This is a genomic window from Streptomyces sp. NPDC059003, assembly GCF_042740445.1.
Classification (GTDB): Bacteria; Actinomycetota; Actinomycetes; order Streptomycetales; family Streptomycetaceae; genus Streptomyces.
In genome coordinates this window covers 1-21,742 of sequence record NZ_JBHYJH010000128.1, presented here as the reverse complement: position 1 = coordinate 21,742, position 21,742 = coordinate 1, and the positions used below count along the sequence as shown (strand labels likewise).

Genomic DNA, 21,742 nt, shown 5'->3' with positions numbered 1-21,742 from the left:
AGCAGGGCGTGCGGGGAGGCATGCGGAGTGGGGCATGCATATAAATGTGGAAGGTCGTATAGACTTTCAAAGTCACGTATTCGCACCCCAGGAGCGCCCCCATGGCGAACGGCTCGACCGGCCCCGACCTCACCGGCCGCCCCTTCCTCAAGGAGCTGGACTTCAGCGCCGAGGAGTTCCGCGGCCTGCTCGCGCTGGCCGCGGAGCTGAAGGCGGCCAAGCGGGCGGGCCGCGAGGAGCGCCTCCTGACCGGCAAGCACATCGCCCTGGTCTTCGAGAAGTCCTCGACCCGCACCCGCTGCGCCTTCGAGGTGGCCGCCGCCGACCAGGGCGCCGCCACCACGTACATGGACCCCTCCGCCTCCCACATCGGGCAGAAGGAGTCCGCGAAGGACACCGCGCGGGTGCTCGGCCGGATGTTCCACGCGATCCAGTACCGCGGCGACGCCCAGGCGACCGCCGAGACGCTCGCCGCCCACGCGGGCGTGCCCGTCTACAACGGCCTGACCGACGACTGGCACCCCACGCAGATGCTCGCCGACGTCCTGACGATGACCGAGCACTGCGCGGAGCCCCTGGAGCGCATCGCGTTCGCCTATCTCGGTGACGCCCGGTTCAACATGGGCAACTCCTATCTGGTGACGGGCGCCCTGCTCGGCATGGACGTCCGGATCGTGGCGCCCCGGGTCTACTGGCCGGCCGAGGAGATCGTGGCCAGGGCGCGGACCCTCGCCGAGGGCAGCGGTGCCCGGATCACGCTCACCGAGGAGATCACCGAGGGCGTCGCGGGCGCCGACTTCGTCGCGACCGACGTGTGGCTGTCCATGGGCGAGCCGCCCGAGGTCTGGGACCAGCGGATCGCGGACCTCGCGCCGTACGCGGTGACGATGGACGTGCTGCGCGCGACGGGCAACGCGGACGTGAAGTTCCTGCACTGCCTGCCCGCCTTCCACGACCTGAAGACGACGCTGGGCCGCGCGCTGTGCGAGCAGCACGGCCTGAGCTCCCTCGAGGTCACCGACGAGGTCTTCGAGTCGGAGCACTCCGTGGTCTTCGACGAGGCCGAGAACCGGCTGCACACGATCAAGGCGATCCTCGTGGCGACCCTCGCCGGAGCCCCCCTGCCCGCGCCCCAGTAGTCCCTCTCACGGCACCACCGGCGCCCCCACGCCGTACGCACCACCAGAAACGAGCACCACCCCATGCGCACCACCCCCACGCGCCGCAAGTCCCCCGACCTCCTCATCGCCGAGTCCGGCGCGGACCTCGAAGGCCATGGCCTCAAGCGCACGATGGGCCTGTTCCAGCTGGTGTGCTTCGGCGTGGGCGCGATCGTCGGCACGGGCATCTTCGTCGGCCTGTCCGACTCGGTCGCCGAGGCCGGGCCCGCGGTCGCGGTCTCGTATGTCCTCGCGGCCGTGACCTGCGTCTTCACCGCGTTCTCGTTCGCGGAGCTGGGCGGCGCGATCCCGGTGTCCGGCAGCTCCTACTCCTTCGCGTACGCGGCGCTCGGCGAGCGCACCGCGTTCCTCGTCGGCTGGTGTCTGCTCCTGGAGTACGGCGTGTCCGTGTCGGCGGTCGCGGTCGGCTGGAGCCAGTACCTGAACGAGCTGCTCAAGGGCCTCACCGGCCGGCAGCTGCCCGCCGCCCTGTCGGCGGGCCCCGGCGAGGGCGGCGCCGTGAACCTGCCGGCCGTCGTCGTGATCCTGCTCGCCGCCGTCCTGCTCGTGCGCGGCATCCGGGAGAGCGCGCGGGCCACGGCCGCGATGGCCGTCCTGAAGATCGGGATTCTGCTGCTCTTCCTGGCGATCGCGTTCACCGCGTTCCAGGACGGCAACCTCACGCCGTTCGCGGGCGCCGGGGCGTCCGGGATCACGGCGGGCGCGTCCCTCGCGTTCTTCTCGTTCATCGGCTTCGACGCGGTGACGACGGCGGGCGAGGAGGTGCGCGATCCGCGCCGGAACATTCCGCTCGCCATCCTGATCTGCATCGGCGTGGTCACCCTCCTGTACGTCGCCGTGGCGCTCGCGGCGATCGGCGCGCTCGGCCCGGACGCCGTCGCCGACAAGCCCGCCGCGCTCTCCCTGATCGTCGACCACGTCACCGGCTCCGGGTTCGGCGGCGTCATCGCCTTCGGCGCGGTCGTCGCCATCGCGTCCGTCGTGCTCGCCGTGATGTACGGGCAGACCCGCATCCTGATGTCGATGTCCCGCGACGGCCTGATGCCGCGCGTCTTCGAGCGGATCTCGCCGCGCACCGCGACCCCGGCCGCGGGCACCTGGATCGTCGCGGCCCTGATCGCGGTGCCCGCCGCGTTCTCCTCGCTCGACGTGGTCGTCAACCTCACCACCATCGGCACGCTCGCGATCATGGTCGCGGTCAATGTGTCGGTGCTCGCGCTGCGGCGGGCCAGGCCGGACCTGAAGCGCACGTTCCGGGTGCCGCTGTATCCGCTGAGCCCGCTGCTCGGCGTCGGCTTCAGTGTCTATCTGATCTGGGGCACGGGCTGGACGACCTGGGTCCAGTTCGCGGTGTTCCTCGCGGTGGGGGCGGCGGTGTACGCGGGGTACGGGCGCCGGAACTCGCGGCTCGGGCGCGGCGCCGGGGACGGGGTCGTACCGGAGGTCAGTGCTCCGCGGGCGCCGGGAGCGTGAACCAGACCGCCTTGCCGGACTCGGTGGGGCGGTGTCCGCAGGCCGCGCTCAGGGTGCGGATGAGCAGCAGGCCCCGGCCGTGCTCCTGCCACGGGTCGGGCTCGTCGACCTCCGTGGAGGCGGTCAGGTCGCCGGGCGGCACCGGGTTCGAATCGTGCACCTCGACCTGGCAGCGGGTCGGGAGCAGCTCGATGACGAGCTCTATCGGGCCGTGGCCCGGCGCGTGCTCCACGGCGTTCGCGACGAGCTCGGCGGTGAGCAGCTCGGCGGTGTCCGTGCAGGCGGTGGAGCCGATGTCGGTGAGGGCCGTACGGACCAGGGCGCGCGCGATCGGCACGGCTGCGGTGGTGTGCGGCAGCGCTATGCGCCAAGAAGCCGACGGAAGGGGCGGCGCGGAGCGCCTCGTTGAGGGGCGGTGGTCGGGTGGCGGGTGGGAATGCGGTTCGGCCAAGGTCGTGTCCGTTCGGCGAGCAGGCGGTCCCGAGCAGGGGGATCCTGTGCGGGTCCTGCCTTCAACCGTACGAATCCTAAGCCGGGTGGCGACAGGGCCATTGGTCCAGGCCATTCTGGGCCATTCCGGACCCGCCCTATCGCGTACTCGTGACGACAGTCATGGATGGGTGATAACTTCGGAGGCGGGAACGCGTCAGAGAGCCCCGCTCCGCTCCGTCGAGGAGGCCGCACGTCATGAGTCCCTTCACCGGCTCCGCAGCCCGCACCCCCGAGTGGGAGCATCTGCGCCTCACCGTCGACGAGGGCGTCGCCACCGTCACCCTCGCCCGGCCAGAGAAACTCAACGCCCTCACCTTCGGCGCCTACGCCGACCTGCGCGACCTGCTCGCCGAGCTGTCCCGGACCCGGTCGGTGCGCGCCCTCGTGCTCGCCGGCGAGGGCCGCGGGTTCTGCTCCGGCGGCGACGTGGACGAGATCATCGGCGCGACGCTCGCCATGGACACGGCGCAGCTGCTCGACTTCAACCGCATGACGGGCCAGGTGGTGCGCGCCCTGCGCGAGTGCCCGTTCCCCGTGGTCGCCGCGGTGCACGGCGTCGCCGCGGGCGCGGGCGCGGTGCTCGCGCTCGCCGCGGACTTCCGGGTCGCGGACCCGTCGGCGCGCTTCGCCTTCCTGTTCACCAAGGTCGGCCTGTCGGGCGGCGACATGGGCGCCGCGTATCTGCTGCCGCGCGTGGTCGGGCTCGGCCACGCGACGCGCCTGCTGATGCTGGGCGAGCCGGTGCGCGCCCCGGAGGCCGAGCGGATCGGCCTGCTCAGCCAGCTCACCGACGAGGGCAAGGCGGACGAGGCCGCCGCAGCCCTGGCCCGCCGCCTCGCCGAGGGCCCCGCCCTGGCGTACGCGCAGACCAAGGCGCTGCTCACCGCCGAGCTCGACATGCCGCTCGCGGCCGCCATCGAGCTCGACGCTTCGACGCAGGCCCTGCTGATGAACGGCGAGGACTACGCCGAGTTCCACGCGGCCTTCACGGCGAAGCGCACCCCGAAGTGGCGCGGACGGTGACCGCGGCCGTGAACACCGCAGGCACCGCAACCACCGCGACGGCGCCCGCCCCCGCCCACCGCGTGGCCGTCATCGGCGGCGGCCCCGGTGGCCTGTACGCCGCCGCCCTGCTCAAGCGGCTCGACCCGGCGCGGCAGGTCACCGTCTGGGAGAAGAACGCGCCCGACGACACCTTCGGGTTCGGTGTCGTGCTCTCCGACGAGACGCTCGGCGGCATCGAGCACGCCGACCCGGCCGTGTACGCGGCGCTGTGCGAGGAGTTCGTCCGCTGGGACGACGTCGACATCGTGCACCGCGGCACCCGGCACACCTCCGGCGGCCACGGCTTCGCCGCGCTCGGGCGGCGCAGGCTGCTCGCGATCCTGCACGAGCGGTGCCGCACCCTCGGCGTCGACCTGCGCTTTCGCACCCAGGCGCCGCCCGCCGCCGAACTCGCCGCCACCCACGACCTGGTGATCGCCGCGGACGGCGTGCACAGCCTCACCCGCGAGGCCCACGCCGAGGTCTTCCGGCCCACGGTCACCGGGCACCGCTGCCGCTACATCTGGCTGGCCGCCGACTTCGCCTTCGACGCGTTCCGCTTCGACATCGCCGAGACCGAGCACGGCGTGATGCAGCTGCACGGCTACCCGTTCTCGCCGACGGAGTCGACGGTCATCGTCGAGATGCGCGAGGAGGTCTGGCAGGCGGCGGGCTTCGCCGACCTGGAGGTGGGGGAGTCCATCGAGCGCTGCGCCAAGACGTTCGCGGACGCGCTCGGCGGCCGCGCCCTGCGCTCCAACAACTCCTCCTGGCTCACGTTCCGCACGGTCGTCAACGACCACTGGTCCCACGGCAACATCGTCCTCATCGGCGACGCCGCCCACACCGCGCACTTCTCCATCGGCTCCGGCACCAAGCTCGCCGTCGAGGACGCCCTGGCCCTCGCCGCCTGCCTCCAGGAGCAGCCCGACCTGCCCGGCGCCCTGGCCGCGTACGAGGCCGAGCGCCGCCCCGTGGTCGAGTCCACGCAGCGCGCGGCGCGCGCCAGCCTCCAGTGGTTCGAGGAGCTGCCCTCCTACCTGGACCAGCCGCCGCGGCAGTTCGCGTTCAACCTGCTCACCCGCTCCCGCCGCGTCACCCACGACAACCTGCGCCTGCGCGACGACCGCTTCACGGCGGCCGTGGAGCGGGACTTCGGCTGCCCGCCCGGCACGCCCCCCATGTTCACGCCCTTCCGCCTGCGCGGCCTGACGCTCCGCAACCGCGTCGTCGTGTCCCCCATGGACATGTACTCCGCCGTGGACGGCGTGCCCGGCGACTTCCACCTCGTCCACCTCGGCGCGCGGGCGCTCGGCGGCGCGGGCCTGGTCATGACCGAGATGGTGTGCGTCAGCTCGCACGGCCGCATCACCCCCGGCTGCGCCGGTCTCTACACCGACGCGCAGGCCGACGCCTGGGCGCGCGTCACCGACTTCGCGCACACCCAGGCGCCCGGCACCGCGCTCGGCCTCCAGCTCGGCCACTCCGGCCGCAAGGGCTCGACGAAGCTCATGTGGGAGGGCATCGACGACCCCCTGGACGACGGCAACTGGCCCCTGGTCGCCCCGTCCCCCCTCCCGTACAAGGAGGGCAGCCAGACCCCGCACGCCCTGCGCGCCGACGAACTCCCCCTGATCCGCGACCAGTTCGTGGCCGCGGCCCGCCGCGCCGCCCGCGCGGACTTCGACCTGCTCGAACTCCACTGCGCGCACGGCTACTTGCTGTCCAGCTTCCTGTCCCCGCTGACGAACCGGCGCACCGACGCGTACGGCGGCTCCCTCGAAGCCCGGCTCCGCTTCCCCCTCGAAGTCTTCGACGCCGTACGGGAGGTGTGGCCCGACGACCGGCCCATGACCGTCCGCATCTCCGCCACCGACTGGGCGGAGGGCGGCACCACGGCCGACGACGCCGTCGCCGTCGCCCGCGCGTTCGCCGACCACGGCGCGGACGCGCTCGACGTCTCGACGGGCCAGGTCGTCTCCGACGAGCGGCCCGCGTACGGCCGCTCGTACCAGACCCCCTACGCCGACCGCATCCGCAACGAGACCGGCATCCCCGTCATCGCCGTCGGCGCGATCTCCTCCTGGGACGACGTCAACTCGCTCCTCCTGGCGGGCCGCACCGACCTGTGCGCCCTGGCCCGCCCGCACCTCTACGACCCCCACTGGACGCTGCACGCGGCGGCGGAGCAGGAGTACGCGGGCCCGGGCATCGCCTGGCCCGTGCAGTACCGGGCGGGCAGCCGCCGCCCCCAGACGGGCCGCATGGACGCCCCGAAGCCGCGCCTCAGCCTCGGCCGACGGGACTGAAGACGACCGTGTACTCCTCGAACCCCTCGGACACGTCGTACACGCCCCGCTCCAGCAGCTCCGCGAAGCGCTCGGCGGAGCTCTCCCTGCCCTTGGCATAGGCGTGGACGGTGTACGTCCGGTCAGGGGCGAGGGCCAGCGCGACGCGCGGCGTCGCCGGGCCCGTGGTGCAGCCCCACACCTCCATCACGCCGCCGTAGACCGGCCGGTAGCGGATCCGTCCGAGGGAGTGCCAGTCCTCGCCGAGGTGCGGGGGCCTGGCGTCCGTGTCGCTCAGCACGAGGGTGACCGGCGCGTCGTGGGACTGCACCTGACTGGTGATCACGATCCGTCCCGAGGTGACGATCACCGGCTTGGCGCGTCTGAAGGACACCTCGCCCTGAACGTCGTCGAAGCCTTCCTCCAGCCGCTCGTCGACGGAGAAGTGGCCGTAGTCGATGGTGACCACACCACTGGTGACGACACCGCTCCGGGACTCCATGATCCCCCTCACCGCAGACCCCAGTTGCGCCCAGACCCTAGTGGACGAACTCCGCCCCGGCCCGGCACAGGCGCGCGTGCAGCCCCAGGAAGACGTCCGCGGACCGCGCCCCCGGCCAGTCGGACGGGAGCAGCTCCGGGGGCAGCCCCGGGTCCACGTACGGCAGGCGCCGCCAGGAGTCGAGGGCGAGCAGATAGTCCCGGTAGGCCGCCTCCGGCGGGGTGTCCTCGCGGGTCTCCCAGGAGCGCAGGACCGGGCCGTGCCGGTCCAGGAACGCCTCGTGTTCCTTGGCGATGGCGGAGAGGTCCCACCAGCGGGCGACGGCGTCCGCGGTCGCGGCGAAGCCGAGGTGCTCGCCGCGGAACAGGTCGACGTACGAGGAGAGTTGGAGCCGTTCCAGGGTGTGCCGGGTCTCCTCGTAGAGGTGGGCGGGCGCGATCCACACGCCGGGCGCGGCCGTGCCGAAGCCGAGTCCGGCGAGGCGGGAGCGGAGCACGTGCCGCTTGTGGCGCTCGGCCTCCGGGACGGAGAAGACGGCGAGCACCCACCCGCCTCCGCGGACGCCGCCGGCGGCGGGGAAGATGCGCCGGTCGCCGTCGTCGAGGAGCTGCCGGGCGTCGGGGGACAGGGCGTACCCGGCGGCGCCGGCGGCGGTGCGCGCGGGCAGCAGGAGCCCGCGCCGCTTGAGCCGGGACACCGACGACCGCACGGAGGGCGCGTCGACGCCCACGGGCGCGAGGAGCCGCACGAGTTCGGCGACCGCCACGGGTCCGGGCGCGGCACGTCCGTACGCGCCGTAGAACGTGACGATCAGGGATCGGGGAGTGTGCTGCTCTGACACGTGATCACTCTAGGCCGTGTCCGCGGGGCCCGGCTCGCGGAGGCGGAAGCGCTGGAGCTTTCCGGTCGCCGTGCGCGGCAGGGCGTCGACGAACACCACGTCGCGCGGGCACTTGTACGGCACCAGCTCGTCCTTCACGAACTCCCGCAGCCGCTCGGCGTCCCGCGCCGCGCCCTCGCGCAGCACGACGTAGGCGACCGCGACCTGCCCGCGCCGCTCGTCGGGGCGCCCGACCACGGCCGTCTCCACGACGTCCGGGTGGCGCAGCAGGGCCTCCTCGACCTCGGGGCCCGCGATGTTGTACCCCGCCGAAATGATCATGTCGTCGGCGCGGGCGACGTACCGGAAGTAGCCGTCGCCGTCGCGGACGTAGGTGTCGCCGGTGACGTTCCAGCCATGCCGTACGTAGTCCAGCTGCCGTGGATCGGCGAGATAACGGCAGCCGACGGGTCCGCGCACCGCGAGCAGGCCCGGCTCGCCGTCGGGCACGGGGGCGCCGGAGCCGTCGACCACGCGGGCCTGCCAGCCCGGCACGGGCAGGCCCGTGGTGCCGGGGCGGATCGCTTCGTCGGCGGCGGAGATGAAGATGTGCAGGAGCTCGGTCGCGCCGATGCCGTTGATGATGCGCAGGCCGGTGCGCTCGTGCCAGGCCTGCCAGGTGGCGGCGGGCAGGTTCTCGCCCGCGGACACGCAGCGCCGCAGCGAGGAGAGGTCGGGGTCGCCCGGCGCGTCCAGCATCGTGCGGTACGCGGTCGGCGCCGTGAACAGGACGCTGACGCCGTGCTCGGCGATGGCGGGCAGCAGCTGCTTGGGGCCCGCCTGCTCCAGGAGCAGCGACGAGGCGCCCACGCGCAGCGGGAAGATCACGAGCCCGCCGAGCCCGAACGTGAAGCCGAGCGGCGGGCTGCCCGCGAACACGTCGTCGGGGCGGGCCTTCAGGACGTGCCGCGCGAAGGTGTCGGCGATGGCGAGGACGTCCCGGTGGAAGTGCATACAGCCCTTGGGCCGTCCGGTCGTGCCGGACGTGAAGGCGATGAGGGCCACGTCGTCGGCGGCGGTGTCCACGGCCTCGTACGCGGCCGCGGGGCGGGCCGCCGCGCGGGCGAGCAGGTCGTCGGGGCCCTCGCCGCCGTACGTGGTGACGCGCAGGCCCGGCACCCCGGCCTTGATCAGGTCGTCGACGGCCGTGGCGGCGCACAGGGCGTGCGAGACCTGCGCGATCTCGCACATCGTGGCGAGCTCCTGGGCGCGCTGCTGGGCGAGGACGGTCACCGCGACCGCGCCCGCCTTCATCACCGCGAGCCAGCAGGCCGCGAGCCACGGCGAGGTGGCGCCGCGCAGCAGGACGCGCTGGCCGGGGAGAACGCCGAGCTCGTCGGTGAGGACGTGCGCGATCCGGTCGACGCGGTCCTGGAGTTCGCCGTACGTCCATACGGTGCCGTCGGCGGACCGGAACGCGGGGCGGTCGGGGCCGTGCCGCGCGGTCGTCCGGTCGAGCAGGTCGGCGCCGCAGTTGAGCCGGGCCGGGTAGTGCAGCTCCGGCCGGTCGTGCACCAGGGCCGGCCACTGCTCGGGCGGCGGGAGGTGCTCACGCGTGAACGTGTCGACGTGTCCGGTGGTCTCCATGGCGCCTCGCCACCTTTGCCGGTCGGGCGTAGTGATGGGCTCGCCCAACGAGCGTATCGTGTTGGTGACGGCAGTCAATACAGCGCGATAGGACTCCGGGGTGCGGAACGGCGCCCCGCGCCAGGGGAGAGGTCAGAGATGCCAGAGCTGCCCGACACGACCGAAGCGCCATGTCCCCAATTTTCCCTCAATGCGGACCAAGTCGCCCGATGTGACCGGCTGCGGGAGCTCGCCGAGACGCGCCTGCGCCCCCTCGCCGAGAAGGGGGAGCCCGGCCGCCTGAACCGCCCCCTCACCGAAGCCCTCGGCGAACTCGGCCTCCTGGACGGCCTGTTCACCTCCGGCGCCCTCGACCTGTGCCTGACCCGCGAGTCCCTCGCCCGCGCCTGCACCGAGGCGGAGACCGCGTTCGCCCTGCAAGGACTCGGCGCGCACCCGGTGCACGCGCACGGCACTCCGGCGCAGCGGGAGCGCTGGCTGCCGCCCACCCGCGCGGGCCGCGCCGTCGCCGCGTTCGCGCTCTCCGAGCCCGGCGCGGGCTCCGACGCGGCGGCCCTCGCGCTCGCCGCCGAGCCCGACGGCGCCGGCGCGTGGCGCCTGACCGGCGAGAAGTCCTGGATCTCCAACGCGCCCGAGGCCGACTTCTACACCGTCTTCGCCCGCACCGCACCGGACGCGGGCGCCCGCGGCGTCACCGCCTTCCTCGTGCCCGCCGACCGCCCCGGCCTCACCGGCGCCCCGCTCGCGATGCTCTCCCCGCACTCCATCGGCACCCTCGCCTTCGACGGCGTCCGGGTGGACTCCGCCGACCTCCTCGGCGAGGTGGACCGCGGCTTCCGCGTCGCCATGACGACTCTCAACCGCTTCCGGCCGAGCGTCGGCGCCTTCGCGGTCGGCATGGCCCAGGCCGCCCTCGACGCGGCCCTCGCGCACACCGCGGCGCGCGACGCCTTCGGCGGCAAGCTGAAGGACCTCCAGTCCGTCGCCCACCAGGTCGCGGAGATGGCGACCCGCACCCAGGCGGCGCGGCTCCTGGTGTACGCGGCCGCGGCGGCGTACGACCGCGGGGAGCCGGGGATCGCGGGCCGGGCCGCGATGGCGAAGCTCTTCGCCACGGAGACCGCCCAGTACGTGGTCGACACCGCCGTCCAGCTGCACGGCGCCCGCGCCCTCCAGCACGGGCACCTCCTGGAGCACCTCTACCGCGAGGTCCGCGCCCCCCGCATCTACGAGGGCGCGAGCGAGGTCCAGCGGGCCGTCATCGCCAAGGACCTGTACGCCGCCTCCGCCCCGAAGGGATCCGCATGAGCCTCGACCGCCTCAACCCCACCGAGCTCTCCCCGGCCACCGGCTTCAGCCACGCCGTCGTGGCCACCGGCGGCCGGGTCGTCTTCCTCGCCGGGCAGACCGCGCTCGACCCCGACGGGAAGGTCACGGGCAGCACGCTCCCCGAGCAGTTCGAGCGGGCCCTCGCCAACCTCCTGACCGCCCTGCGCGCCGCGGGCGGCACCCCCGCGGACCTCGCCCGCGTCACGGTGTACGCCACCGACGTCGCCGACTACCGCGCCCACGCCGCCGACATCGGGCGGGTCTGGAAGCGGTTGGCGGGCCGTGACTATCCCGCGATGGCGGTGATCGGCGCGGTCCGCCTGTGGGACGAGGAGTGCCTGGTGGAACTGGACGGCTTCGCGGTGCTCGACTAGGTCCTGTCCGGCGGGTCGGCGCGGCTACCAGTTGCGCTGCCGGAACGGCTTGAGCGACTTGGCCCGGTCGTTGACGCCGGGGTCGACGTAGTGCTGCCAGCGGTCGCCGAGGACGATGCGGCGCAACTGGGCCGCGGACAGCGGTGGCCCGCTCCTGTCCTCGCGGTAGGACATCCCCGCCGAGATCCGGGTGCCGTCCAGGCGCAGGGTCTCGGCGTGGTGGATGACCTCCTTGGCGGACTCCGCGGACCGCCGCGTGTGCTCGATCATGACCGATCCGTCGTCGAGGTTCCGCACCCGGCAGGAGGTGACGCGGCCCATCTCGTAGACCCGCTTGCAGGAGTACCAGTACCCGAGGCTGTGCGGGCCGGACTCGTCCTTCTGGCGGAGGTAGAACTGCGTGTCGAAGTCGGACCACACGAGTGCGCCCGCGTACCTGCCGCCGAGGCTCAGCTGGACCTCGGTGCCGTAGGGGTACCTCGCCCGCCACTTCTCCTTGGGGTCCGGGCTCGACCCCCGGTGCGCCGACGTGGTGAGCCCCTTCGGCAGCGCCTCCTTCACGATCTGCGCCGCCGCCCGTGCCGAGAGCGGCTCCTTGCCCTCCGGTAGGGGCAGCGGCCGCCGCGGCGCCTTCGAGAAGTCCGGAATCATCACGTCCGTCGGCCGCTGCGGCGTGCGCATCCCGTCGTCGTCCGCCTGCTGGGCCGCGCCCCACACCGAAACGCCCGCCACGGCCCCGGCCGCCGCGCACGCCGCGATGCCCGTCGTCACCCGCCGCCGCGTCCGCAGGCGCCGCCCCCGCCGGGCCGCGCCCTCCACGAGCGCCTGCGCCGACGGCCGCGCGCCGCCCACGGCCCGCCCCATCGCCTCGCCCAGGGTGTCCTCATCGAGCCTCATCACCCGCTCCCTCCCGCCATGCGCCCCATCCCGTGTCACCGGTGTCACCTGTGTCAGTACGCGGTGAACGACTCACGCTCACCTCCGAGGAGCACCCGCAGCCGCCCCAGCGCGGTCATGCTGCGATTGCGCACCGTGCCCGCGCGCACCCCGAGTTCCCGCGCCGTCTGCTCGACGCTGCGGTCCTCCCAGTAGCGCAGTACGAGCACCGCGCGGTCCTTGGGGGACAGCTGGGCGAGCGCGTCGAGCAGGGCGATCCGCAGGGCCGGGTCGCCGTCGCCGTACGCGCCCTCGGGCACCCTCGCCACCGGCCGCTCCGTGCTGCGTCGCAGCCGCCGCAGTGACAGGTGGGTGCGTACGAGCACCGTGCGGACGTATGCGTCGCGGTTGTCCGCGCGCTGGACCCGGCCCCAGGACGCGAACGCCTTGCCGAGCGCCGTCTGTACCAGGTCCTCCGCCTCGTGCCAGTCGCCGCCGGTGAGCAGCAGTGCCGTCCGGAAGAGCCGCGGGCCCGCGTCGGCGGCGAACTCCCGGAACTCCTCCAGATGTTCTTCTCCTCGCCCCACTTCGCAGAACCCCTCCCCGTTCCCGTCCGCTGCCTCCACCCCAAAGACGCGCGAGGCCCCCCGACCCGTCACCCTCGCGGGGCGCCCCAGACCCGCCCCTTCCCGATGTTCCAGAGTGACACTTCTGGAGTGGTCGGGTCATGGCGGCATCTGCGCAGGTCACACCGTACGTAGCTAGCTCGGGGAATGCACCCGTCCCTACCGGTTCTATGGAAACCACACCGATAGGACAGGGTGCCGACGGTACCGAGACGCTTCGCGGAGTGCGCTGCATCCGGCTGTCCGTCCGCACCGACGAGACGACGAGCCCGGAGCGGCAGCGCGAGGCCGACGACGCAGCGGCGGCAGCCCTCGGCATCACCTTCGGCGAGGGCGCTGCCCTGCGAGAAGCGGTCGACCTGGACGTGTCCGCGTCCCTGGTCGGCCCCTTCGACCGCCCACAGCTCGGCGGATGGCTGACCCGCCCGGATGACTTTGACGCCCTGGTGTTCTGGCGGTTCGACCGCGCCATCCGGGACATGGGCGACATGCACGAGCTCGCCAAGTGGGCCCGCACGCACCGCAAGCTCATCGTGTTCGCCGAGGGCATCGGCGGAGGCCGCCTCACGTTCGACTTCCGCAACCCGATGGACCCCATGAGCGAACTCATGATGCTCATGCTGGCCTTTGCCGCTCAGGTCGAGTCGCAGAGCATCAAGGACCGCGTCACCGGGGCACAAGCGGCCATGCGGAAGATGCCGCTTCGCTGGCGGGGCGGCGGCAAGCCCGCATACGGCTACCTGCCCGCCCCCATGCCCGCCGAACACGGCGGAATCGGCTGGACCCTCGTCCCGGACCCGTCCGCGGTCACGATCATTGAGCGGATCATTGCCGAGCTGGTCGACGGCCGGGGGCTGCACACGATCGCGCGCGGGCTGAACGCGGACGGCGTGCTGTCCCCCTTGGCGCACTGGACGGCCTACCAGGCGCGCACCAAGAAGAAGCCCGCCACAGTCACGGACCAGCCCGCGAAGAAGCCCGCACAGTGGCGCGCGCAGACCATCGAGAAGATGCTGACCAACGAAGCTCTCATGGGCTGGAAGATGCACCGCGGCAAGCCCGTGCGCGACGATGCGGGCAATCCCGTCATGGCCACGGACAGCCCGATTCTGACCCGCGAAGAGTTCGACCAGGCGGGCGCACTGCTCACCCCGAAGCCGCTCGCGGAGAAGGCACCCGAGCGCAAGGACTCCACCGCCCTGTTGCTGCGCGTCATCCACTGCAACGGATGCGACGAGCGCATGTACCTCAACCGGTCCAGCGGGACCTACCGGTGCTCGTCCTACAAGTACGGGACCTACTGCCCTGCCCCGTGCACCGTGCGCGCTGAGTGGGTCGACGAGTACGTGAGCACCGAGTTCCTGAAAGCGGCGGGCAAGATCCAGATCAACCGCGTCATCGAGATACCCGGCTACGACCCGCAGCCCGAGATCGATGCGACTGCCGCAGAGTTCGCCGAGCACCAGAAGCAAGAGGGACGCCAGAAGTCCACGACTGCGAAAGCCGAGTGGCAGCGCCGAGCGGACGCCCTGGACACACGTCTGGCAGAGCTGGAATCCCGCGAGAAGCGCGAGCCCCGACGGGAAGTCGTCCCCACCGGACGCACGTACGCCGACGACTGGACCGAGGGCGACACCGCAGAGCGCCGCGCCATGCTCATCACCGCGGGAGCACGCCTGATGGTCAAGCCGGGCGGCAAGGGCGGATGGCGCCGCCTCGACGTGCGGCGCGTGGAGTTCACCATCACCGGAGAGCTGGACCCCGCCATTGCCGAACTTGCGGCCACCACGGGAGACATGAAAGCCGAGGAGCGCAAGGACGCGCCCCCGGCTCCGGGCAGTGCCGTGCGCCTCGCCGAGCCCGCCCCCGCCGAGCCCGTGCGGGAACTGGTGGCCGCATAGCGGCGCCGTAGAGCCGAGACAGTCCCGGTGGGCACCCGTCGCTTGCCAGGGCTCTCGGCTGCTCCGGGGCCACCCTTGCTCGTCCTCGGGCCGACCAGCCCAACAGCGGGGTGCAGGGTGGTGATGGAGTGACGGTTTACACCACTTTTTTAGAACGCATAGAAAAATACATAGAAGAGGGGGCCGGTACCTCAAACGGCACTCCGCCACTGGTCCGCCCCGCCCCGCAGCGAGCATCCTGCGCCCGCTAGGGTGCCGCTCGCGGCTAGGTCACCCGGTTGTATGCGGTGCAGTACAACTAGCCGCGCAGAGCCCCGGCCGTCCCTCACGGACCGTCGGTGCTTCCTGCTGCGCGCCCCTCGGGCCGGTTCACCTACCGTCATTCCGTCGTGGCTACGGGGGCGGGAATTCGTCGTCCTCTACAACACAGTGAGGGAGCAAGCGAGCCCCGCGCAGCCCGATGGACTGCCCGAGGAATTCGCTGGTCCCCACAACACAGTGAGAGCGGGACTACCGCGCACCCACCCCAGGGGGGATCTCGGCGGACCGAGTGCCCACTCTCACACGCAGTCCCCCCCCCGGCAGCGAGCGCACGTGACGCTGTGACGCTCAGAGGGGTGTTTTCAGTTTTCTCTAGACGTGTAGAGAAAAACCAGGAACAGGGGTCGCAGCGTCACAGCGTCACAAGCTCGCCCCACGGGAATCTGTCCGTCCCTACTAATCCCGGAAGGCGGCGCGGCTGCGCAGACGGATACAAGAGCGCGGTCACGCGTGGTGTGACTGGTGCTTGGGCGACTTCCCCGCGGATGCGGTGGACGTGGACCACGTGCGGCCCCTCGCCCTGGGTGGGACGGACACGGCGGGCAACGTTCAGGTGCTGTGCACCGGGTGCCACGGGTTGAAGACGAGCACAGAGTTCGGGTTCACATCACAAGCCATGTGACGTGCCGCTGGCTCTGCCTGACGCTCACTGCTATCACTACGAGGGACCCAGTGATAGGGGAGAGCCCGTGAACGTAGCAGCGCAGGACGTTCCTTGGACGGCTGTTGTGCTAGCGGCGGTAGCTTCGGCTAGCTTCGCTGCAACGGTTGTCACTCTGGCTTGGCAATTCGCAATCTGGCGATGGTCTGGTGCGCGAATCAAGCCTGCTGTAAGCCCTGGATTCATCTTGGGAGAATCGAATCCGCTGCCTAGCGTCAGCGTTGAGGCAGCGAACAAGGGGCGTGGGGTCTGCGAAGTTTCCCGGTGGTACCTGGAGGACGATAGGAACAGGAAGATTATTGTTCCGCAATGCCTCCCGGGATCGTCTCCGATTCCCGCGAGACTGAAGGGCTTTCTTCGTTGGCTTGGTATTTTTCGCAAAGTTCGCTCACTGGGGCCAAACGTCAAGGTGTAAAGCGAGTGCGCCCGGCGGTAGCTATCGGCTCAGGTAAGGTATTCCGAGGTGAATGGGTGGATATTGAATCGCTCACGCTTGGCGTCAAGTAGTCGAAATTTCCCCGTCATAGGCCTTGGTTGCTCGCCAGTACTTTCTCTGTCCCCTGCAAGCCCTGCACCGAAATCTACACAGGTGCTGTGACCCTCAGGACTGAGATAGGCGGCGGCGCACCGTCTTACCGCTCGCCGCTAAGAACTTATTCACTGCAACGCCATGCCGGTCCCACAGGTCGGAATAGTTTGCGTCATTCACGTCCCCTCGCCGCCAGTAGCTTCCCAGCCGTCGGCCAGCCCTGTTTAGCTGATCCAGCGCTGATAGCAGGGATTCATCTTTTGAGAGGATGTGCACGCGAGCTGTTGCCATTCTAAGGGCGGAAAGATCCCAACTAGCCACCCGCCCCTCCAAGCCAAGGTGACGTTCTTCCCAGATGCGATCCCGGAATTCCATGGAGGACGCCGCTGCCACGGCGCATTGCTCAAGTAAAAGCTCCGAGATACGTGCCCGTTCCTCAGACCGCTTCACCAAGTGCTGACCCACGAGCGCGATCACGGCACCAGCAATGGTCGCCAACAACGTCCCCCATGCACTCATAGAGGCATTGTTCCCGTGCTTGGCATGGCCGCATGCGCGTCAGCAGGTGATTCCCCACGCCCCGACGGCCCCATACCCCCTGCACGATCCCCGGGTGCCCCGAGCTGACCAACGGGGGACGCTGCCCGACGCACGAGCGGGAGGTACAGCAGTGGCGAGGCACGACGGGTGAGCGGGGCTATGACACGCGGTGGCAGCGCATCCGGCGCCGCTACCTGTACGCGTATCCGTGGTGCGTGCTGTGCTCGCGCATCGCGACGGTGGCCGATCACTTCCCGGAGTCGCGCCGCTCGCTGGTGGCCCGGGGCGTGGCTGATCCGGACGCGTTCTCTCGTCTGCGTCCGCTGTGCACGAGGTGCCACAACCGCGAGACCGGCGAAGCACCAGCCGGGCGGTTGGGCTGCCGAGCGGGTGAAGCCTCGCCGTTTCTGAGTCGGCGACCAGGGGGTGACCCCCGCGCCTCGCCGAGATTGATCGGCAGGGAGGCAAAAAACTGGCATGGCTCATTTGAGCGTTCCCGTGGGCCATGCCCATCGCCAGACATTCTGGCGCTCACTTGATTGCCGAATTTCGGCTAACCACTAAGGAGAACTCTTATGTCATTGACTCTGGCCGAGTCCGCGAAGCTCTCTCAGGATGATCTGCGGCGTGGAGTGATCGAGACCTTCGTTCAGGAGTCTCCCATCCTGGATCGACTGCCGCTGATAGATGTGGCGGGGAATGCCTATCGCTACAACGAAGAATCCTCCCTTCCCGGCGTCTCGTTCCGGGCAGTGAACGAGGCGTACCCGGAGAGCACCGGTGCCGTGAACCAGCGGATTGAGACGCTGGCGATCCTCGGCGGTGACGCGGACGTGGACAAGTTCATCGTGCAGACCCGGGGAAACCTGAACGACCAGCGGGCCATTCAGACCGTGATGAAGGTCAAGGCCGCCTCTATCCACTTTGCGGACCAGTTCTTCAACGGCGACACCGCGGTGAACCCCAAAGGGTTCGACGGTTTGCGCAAGCGGCTGCTCGGCTCTCAAGTCCTGGACGCAAAGGGCGTCGGCCCCGTGACCAACGGCTATGACTTCTTTGATGCGTTGGACGCGCTGACGGCACAGGTGCGCGGCATCAACGGTTCCAACGGCGCTCTCTACATGAACGCCGAGATCCGCGCCAAGATCGTGTCCGGGTTCCGCCGACTCGGCGGCAGCGAACTCCTCCCCGCAGAGATCGCAGGGAAGCGGGCCGTCGCCTGGAACGGCATCCCGCTCCTGGATGCCGGACAGAAGCTGGACGGTACCGACGTGCTGCCCCTGACAACCGGCACGGGCGGCAAGCAGACCGGCGACATCTACGCCGTGCGCTTCGGCTCCTCCGAAGCCGACGCGGCTGTCTCCGGCCTGACCAACGGCGGCATCCAGGTCACCGACCTCGGCGAGTCCCACGACAAGCCCGTCTACCGCACCCGCATCGACTTCTACTGCGGGCTCGCGCTGTTCGGCGGCAAGGCGGCCGCCCGCCTGACCGGCGCCATGAACGGCTGACCCACTCAAAGCCCCGCAACCGTCTCCCCCTCAAAGGGACGACAGTTGCGGGGCTATCGGCATGTCCAACAGCCCTCTTGCGCTGACCAGTTGAGAGAGGAACCGTTGGTGCAACCAGACGCAACCGAGTAGGCAGGGGGCAAGGTCATGGCTCTACTGTTCTTCGGCAAGGACCCGAACACCAATGGCGACGACTGCCCGACCGTGTGGGTTGAGGACAAAACTGCGGATCTCGTCTTTCAGGGGCGGAAGGCCGATGAGGCAACAGAAGCAGAGTGCTTGACGGTCGGCCACATCCCGGAGTCCGAAGCAGTGATCCACGTACCGGCCCGCATGGTGCCGTTGATCAGGAAGGCATGTGATGAAGCCGAGCGCCGTGCCGCCGTTCGCCGAGCTGATCTCGAAGGCTGAACGGTCGGCAGTGCACCTGGAACTGCGCGACGTGTACGGCGTAGCGTCCGAGGCCGATGACTTCGCGAAGTGGCGGAGGGCCCGAACGATCAGCCCTGAATCCGTGGAGAGTCGCCGCCCGTGGCTGGACCTGGTGCGGGAGACGGTCGGCCGTGGCGTGGTCATGCGTCGTGCCCGTGTGGTCTCGCTACCAGTCAGCGAGTACATCCGGTATGAGCACGCGGGAACGCATCTCAACGTTGAGGCGGGGGAATTGGTCCGCTGGCTCCCTCGGCGCGATGCCGCCACCCTGGCTCTGCCTGGCGCTGACTTCTGGCTGTTCGATGACCAGTTGATCCGCTTCGGTCACTTCAGCGGAGACGGGGCGTCAGCCGGTCACGAACTGTGCGACGAACCGACAGCGATCAAACTGTGCGCTGACGCGTTCGAGGCCGTGTGGCAGCAGGCCACGCCGCACGGAGAGTTCACGGTCTGAGCCTCGCATCACCTCATGCCCAAGTACCAGTCATCAAGCGTTGAGGCTGCCCGGAAGCGTGTGGCAGCGAAGCTGGCCGAAGTGCGCCGGGATTCAGGGCTGCTTGGGCATGAGGTGGCGGCTCACTGCGGATGGCACAAGTCCAAGGTCTCTCGGATCGAAAACGCGCTGACGCCACCGTCTGACGCCGACATCCGAGCGTGGTGCGAAGCGTGCGGAGCAGAGGACCAGGCCGCCGATATCGTCGCCGCCTCGCGTACCGCCGAGTCCATGTACCTGGAGTGGAAGCGACTGCAGCGGACGGGACTTCGACAGCTCCAAGAGTCCCGCATCCCGCTGTACGAGCGCACCAAGCTGCTCCGCGGGTACGCCTCACACGTGGTCCCCGGGTTGTTCCAGACACCCGCGTACGCGGCGGCTCTGCTGTCCTCCATCGGACGCTTCCACGGGACACCGGACGACACGGAGGATGCCGTCACAGCCCGCATGGCACGAGCCCGCGTGCTGCACGAAGGAGATCACCGGTTCACGCTGCTGCTTGAGGAATCGGTATTGCGGTACCAGATCGGAGACGCTGAAGCGATGGCGAGCCAGTTGGGGCACCTGCTGGCCGTCATGTCCCTTCCCGCTGTCTCCTTGGGAGTCATCCCGTTCGCCGCACGGGAACGGCGTATCTGGACGCTTGAGGCTTTCAATGTGTTCGATGATCAACGAGTGCATGTGGAGCTGCTGACAGCTCAAGTGACTGTTACAGCGCCGGGCGAGGTGGACATGTACGTCAAGGCGTGGGCTGATCTTCAGTCACTCGCTGTCTACGGCGCAAAGGCCCGTGCGTTGATCAGTTCGGCGATTGACGCAGTGCTCTGAATTCGCGTGCAACTCAGTAGAACTGACTAGGTGTCGGGTCTTGCCCGTTCCTAGCGTGGTGGCTATCGGACCACGCGAGGGGACGGCGAGACCGCATGAACACCCAGAGGTATCCCGCACCACCGGTTGAGCTGCCGCTGAGACTGGACAGCGAACCCGAGGGCGACCCTGATTGCGAGGTGTGTACGTCGCTGGTCAGCGAACGCAGGGAAGCGCGGACCCGGGGCGACGCCTCGAAGGTCAGCGACTGCAATGTTGAGCTTCGGAACCACCACAACGCGGGCAGCAAGCAGCGGGGGCAGACATGAGGGCCACCTACCGCCCCGCCGAATGGCAGACCAAGCAAGATTCACAACTCTGCGCCGAGTCGTTCGCGGAGTGCCGTGAGGACGACTGCCCAGAGATGTTCAAGGCGGTCGAGAACCCGCAAGCTGTGGCGGCGTGGATGCGACAGCACACGGCCGACACAGGGCATACCCGCTATTGGGAGGGCCACGGGCGCCCCGTCGTGGTCACCCCGCCGGACGGGTCGGTAGCGGCTCGGCGCGCTGCCGAGTTCGACAGGGTGCGGGCGTGAGGGCCCTCGCGCAGTTCCACGGGCATCCCGCTCCGTCGTTACGTCGGTCGTAGCGGGAGAGGTGGGCATTGCGCCGGGGCGCTGGTTGAGAACCCCCCAACGCAGTGCCACCTGTGGCCCCGGCCAGTGCTTCCCGGACCCTGGAGTACTGGCCGGGGTTATGCGTCGCCTTAGCGCTCGCCCTCGGCGGTGGGGTCGCGGACGAATGACCCCATACCGCGGGTTGTGAGGATCAGCCCCTCTTCGCGCAGCGCAGCCGTTGCTTTGCGAACGGTTGTCCTGGCCACCCCGAATTCGCCCTCCAACTGCACTTCCGAGACCAGGTGCCGGGGCGGGTACTCGCCGCTGTCAATGCGCTGCCTCACCACGTCTGCGATCTGCTGCCACTTCGGGCGGGTCGGGTCGAACTCCATCACGAGCGAACGGTACCGATCGGCACACATAGACACATAGAGACACCTGTATACCCCTGTCTATAGACAGCTAGATACATGCCTCGCTAACGTCGCAACGCAAAAACGCCCCGGAAGACCGCTTAGGACCGGTCCACCGGGGCTTGCCGAGACAGCTTCAGAGGAGCTGAAACGACCATGCGCGATGCTATCGCCAGAGCCCTTACATGGGTGCTCTCACTACTTCCGTGGACTCGCCACCCCGAGCCCCGAGGGAACTCCGCCGAGCCCGCCACCGGCCAGCCCGCCGCCCCCGCTCCCCGGTACCTCTTGCCGCCCCTCGCAGACGCCGAGGAGCAGCCGACGATCTTCGATGACGTCCGCCCGCTCGTCCCCGCCTACCTACAAGCATGGGTTGCGCAACAAGAAGAGGCGGAACGGCAACAGGAACGCTGCCTCGCCCTGGTCGCCGCGACCATGGGCTACCACTACCCCAACCCCGAGCGGCACGACGAGTACGGGGCGGTGTGCGCATGACCCGCGACGGAGTCACCAGCGAGCCCACACCGCCCGTGCTCGGCATCTGCGGCCACCAGACAACGGCCCCCGTCCCCGTAGGTGAGGTGCAGAAGCAGAGCGGCGGCGCCTGGTTCACGCACGTCGTGTGCCCCGACTGCGTGCACCGCTATGGGCCGCTCGCGCAGTGGGACGAGCTGCCCGGCATGCGCTGGATCACGCAGCGCTGATCAGCTCACGCACGACCACGCCCCGCTCGGCCAAGTCCCGAGCGGGGCTTTTGCGCGCTCTGACCAGGCACTACCCTCAGAACTCCTACTAACGAGCATCGGGGCTTCCCGAACTGGGGCTCCGCCCCAGACCCCGCTCCTCAAACGCCCGAGCGCCTG

The 21,742-nt window shown here is 70.0% G+C and carries 23 protein-coding genes; 15 read left to right on the top strand and 8 right to left on the bottom strand.

The features are described from left to right. The first annotated feature begins 101 nt into the window (after positions 1-101). Together argF and ACFWZ5_RS33185 are read left to right on the top strand one after the other, a co-directional pair. Complete coding sequence (gene argF / locus ACFWZ5_RS33190; RefSeq protein ID WP_384798514.1) at positions 102-1,139, top strand: ornithine carbamoyltransferase; 1,038 nt, start codon at positions 102-104, stop codon at positions 1,137-1,139. A 63-nt stretch (positions 1,140-1,202) separates the two neighbouring features. Further along, a complete protein-coding gene (locus ACFWZ5_RS33185) occupies positions 1,203-2,654 on the top strand; it encodes an amino acid permease (protein ID WP_384798511.1) in 1,452 nt (483 codons plus the stop codon). Here the strand turns inward: ACFWZ5_RS33185 and ACFWZ5_RS33180 are convergent. After that, positions 2,626-3,018: an ATP-binding protein gene (locus ACFWZ5_RS33180; RefSeq protein ID WP_384798523.1), complete on the bottom strand. Its 393-nt coding sequence runs from the start codon at positions 3,016-3,018 to the stop codon at positions 2,626-2,628. The two genes, ACFWZ5_RS33185 and ACFWZ5_RS33180, sit on opposite strands and share 29 nt — an antisense overlap. Positions 3,019-3,341: 323 nt before the next feature. On the opposite strand from ACFWZ5_RS33180, the gene ACFWZ5_RS33175 reads away from it, so the two are divergent. Together ACFWZ5_RS33175 and ACFWZ5_RS33170 are read left to right on the top strand one after the other, a co-directional pair. After that, a complete protein-coding gene (locus tag ACFWZ5_RS33175; protein WP_384798508.1) occupies positions 3,342-4,169 on the top strand; it encodes an enoyl-CoA hydratase family protein in 828 nt (275 codons plus the stop codon). Between the two features lie 8 nt (positions 4,170-4,177). Beyond that, positions 4,178-6,499, top strand: coding sequence for a bifunctional salicylyl-CoA 5-hydroxylase/oxidoreductase (locus ACFWZ5_RS33170; protein WP_384798505.1), 2,322 nt, complete (start codon positions 4,178-4,180; stop codon positions 6,497-6,499). Here the strand turns inward: ACFWZ5_RS33170 and ACFWZ5_RS33165 are convergent. The 3 genes from ACFWZ5_RS33165 to ACFWZ5_RS33155 are packed head-to-tail and all read right to left on the bottom strand — an operon-like array spanning position 6,477 to position 9,447. Then, positions 6,477-6,980, bottom strand: coding sequence for a hypothetical protein (locus ACFWZ5_RS33165; RefSeq protein WP_384798502.1), 504 nt, complete (start codon positions 6,978-6,980; stop codon positions 6,477-6,479). The genes ACFWZ5_RS33170 and ACFWZ5_RS33165 overlap by 23 nt on opposite strands. Positions 6,981-7,017: 37 nt before the next feature. Continuing rightward, entirely contained in the window at positions 7,018-7,821 is an 804-nt protein-coding gene (locus ACFWZ5_RS33160) for a PaaX family transcriptional regulator C-terminal domain-containing protein (RefSeq protein WP_384798499.1), read from the bottom strand. 9 nt (positions 7,822-7,830) lie between these two features. After that, entirely contained in the window at positions 7,831-9,447 is a 1,617-nt protein-coding gene (locus ACFWZ5_RS33155) for an AMP-binding protein (RefSeq protein ID WP_384798497.1), read from the bottom strand. 138 nt (positions 9,448-9,585) lie between these two features. On the opposite strand from ACFWZ5_RS33155, the gene ACFWZ5_RS33150 reads away from it, so the two are divergent. Continuing rightward, entirely contained in the window at positions 9,586-10,755 is a 1,170-nt protein-coding gene (locus tag ACFWZ5_RS33150; protein ID WP_384798494.1) for an acyl-CoA dehydrogenase family protein, read from the top strand. Beyond that, the gene (locus ACFWZ5_RS33145) at positions 10,752-11,150 is read left to right on the top strand and encodes a RidA family protein (RefSeq protein ID WP_384798491.1); all 399 of its coding nucleotides are present in this window, start codon (positions 10,752-10,754) and stop codon (positions 11,148-11,150) included. Before ACFWZ5_RS33150 ends, ACFWZ5_RS33145 begins: the two co-directional genes overlap by 4 nt. Positions 11,151-11,174: 24 nt before the next feature. Here ACFWZ5_RS33145 and ACFWZ5_RS33140 read toward each other — a convergent pair whose 3' ends face one another. Together ACFWZ5_RS33140 and ACFWZ5_RS33135 are read right to left on the bottom strand one after the other, a co-directional pair. Further along, a complete protein-coding gene (locus ACFWZ5_RS33140) occupies positions 11,175-12,047 on the bottom strand; it encodes a hypothetical protein (RefSeq protein ID WP_384798488.1) in 873 nt (290 codons plus the stop codon). A gap of 53 nt (positions 12,048-12,100) precedes the next feature. Then, positions 12,101-12,613 carry a SigE family RNA polymerase sigma factor gene (locus tag ACFWZ5_RS33135; protein WP_384798485.1) on the bottom strand — a complete coding sequence of 171 codons (513 nt, stop codon included), beginning with the start codon at positions 12,611-12,613 and terminating at the stop codon, positions 12,101-12,103. Between the two features lie 209 nt (positions 12,614-12,822). Between ACFWZ5_RS33135 and ACFWZ5_RS33130 the strand changes: the two genes are divergently transcribed. Then, complete coding sequence (locus ACFWZ5_RS33130) at positions 12,823-14,553, top strand: recombinase family protein (protein ID WP_384798482.1); 1,731 nt, start codon at positions 12,823-12,825, stop codon at positions 14,551-14,553. Positions 14,554-15,340: 787 nt separating this feature from the next. Continuing rightward, entirely contained in the window at positions 15,341-15,496 is a 156-nt protein-coding gene (locus ACFWZ5_RS33125) for an HNH endonuclease (RefSeq protein WP_384798479.1), read from the top strand. A gap of 640 nt (positions 15,497-16,136) precedes the next feature. Here the strand turns inward: ACFWZ5_RS33125 and ACFWZ5_RS33120 are convergent. Next, positions 16,137-16,583 (bottom strand): hypothetical protein, encoded by a 447-nt coding sequence (locus ACFWZ5_RS33120; RefSeq protein ID WP_384798476.1) that lies wholly within the window; start codon positions 16,581-16,583, stop codon positions 16,137-16,139. A gap of 596 nt (positions 16,584-17,179) precedes the next feature. Here ACFWZ5_RS33120 and ACFWZ5_RS33115 point away from each other — a divergent pair. The 5 genes from ACFWZ5_RS33115 (at position 17,180) to ACFWZ5_RS33095 (ending at position 20,445) form a co-directional block, all read left to right on the top strand. Continuing rightward, complete coding sequence (locus tag ACFWZ5_RS33115; RefSeq protein ID WP_384891660.1) at positions 17,180-18,115, top strand: major capsid protein; 936 nt, start codon at positions 17,180-17,182, stop codon at positions 18,113-18,115. Positions 18,116-18,262: 147 nt separating this feature from the next. Then, positions 18,263-18,526 carry a hypothetical protein gene (locus ACFWZ5_RS33110; RefSeq protein ID WP_384806450.1) on the top strand — a complete coding sequence of 88 codons (264 nt, stop codon included), beginning with the start codon at positions 18,263-18,265 and terminating at the stop codon, positions 18,524-18,526. After that, a complete protein-coding gene (locus ACFWZ5_RS33105; RefSeq protein ID WP_384806452.1) occupies positions 18,477-19,001 on the top strand; it encodes a DUF6879 family protein in 525 nt (174 codons plus the stop codon). Before ACFWZ5_RS33110 ends, ACFWZ5_RS33105 begins: the two co-directional genes overlap by 50 nt. A gap of 15 nt (positions 19,002-19,016) precedes the next feature. Further along, complete coding sequence (locus tag ACFWZ5_RS33100; protein ID WP_384806453.1) at positions 19,017-19,868, top strand: helix-turn-helix domain-containing protein; 852 nt, start codon at positions 19,017-19,019, stop codon at positions 19,866-19,868. A gap of 304 nt (positions 19,869-20,172) precedes the next feature. Continuing rightward, positions 20,173-20,445: a hypothetical protein gene (locus tag ACFWZ5_RS33095; protein WP_384891658.1), complete on the top strand. Its 273-nt coding sequence runs from the start codon at positions 20,173-20,175 to the stop codon at positions 20,443-20,445. A gap of 170 nt (positions 20,446-20,615) precedes the next feature. Here ACFWZ5_RS33095 and ACFWZ5_RS33090 read toward each other — a convergent pair whose 3' ends face one another. Then, positions 20,616-20,858, bottom strand: a complete 243-nt coding sequence (locus ACFWZ5_RS33090) for a GntR family transcriptional regulator (protein WP_384806459.1) — start codon at positions 20,856-20,858, stop codon at positions 20,616-20,618. A gap of 309 nt (positions 20,859-21,167) precedes the next feature. Between ACFWZ5_RS33090 and ACFWZ5_RS33085 the strand changes: the two genes are divergently transcribed. Both ACFWZ5_RS33085 and ACFWZ5_RS33080 read left to right on the top strand, forming a co-directional pair. Then, positions 21,168-21,374, top strand: a complete 207-nt coding sequence (locus tag ACFWZ5_RS33085; protein ID WP_384806455.1) for a hypothetical protein — start codon at positions 21,168-21,170, stop codon at positions 21,372-21,374. Next, positions 21,371-21,583, top strand: coding sequence for a hypothetical protein (locus ACFWZ5_RS33080; protein ID WP_384806457.1), 213 nt, complete (start codon positions 21,371-21,373; stop codon positions 21,581-21,583). Before ACFWZ5_RS33085 ends, ACFWZ5_RS33080 begins: the two co-directional genes overlap by 4 nt. The last annotated feature ends 159 nt before the right edge of the window (positions 21,584-21,742 follow it).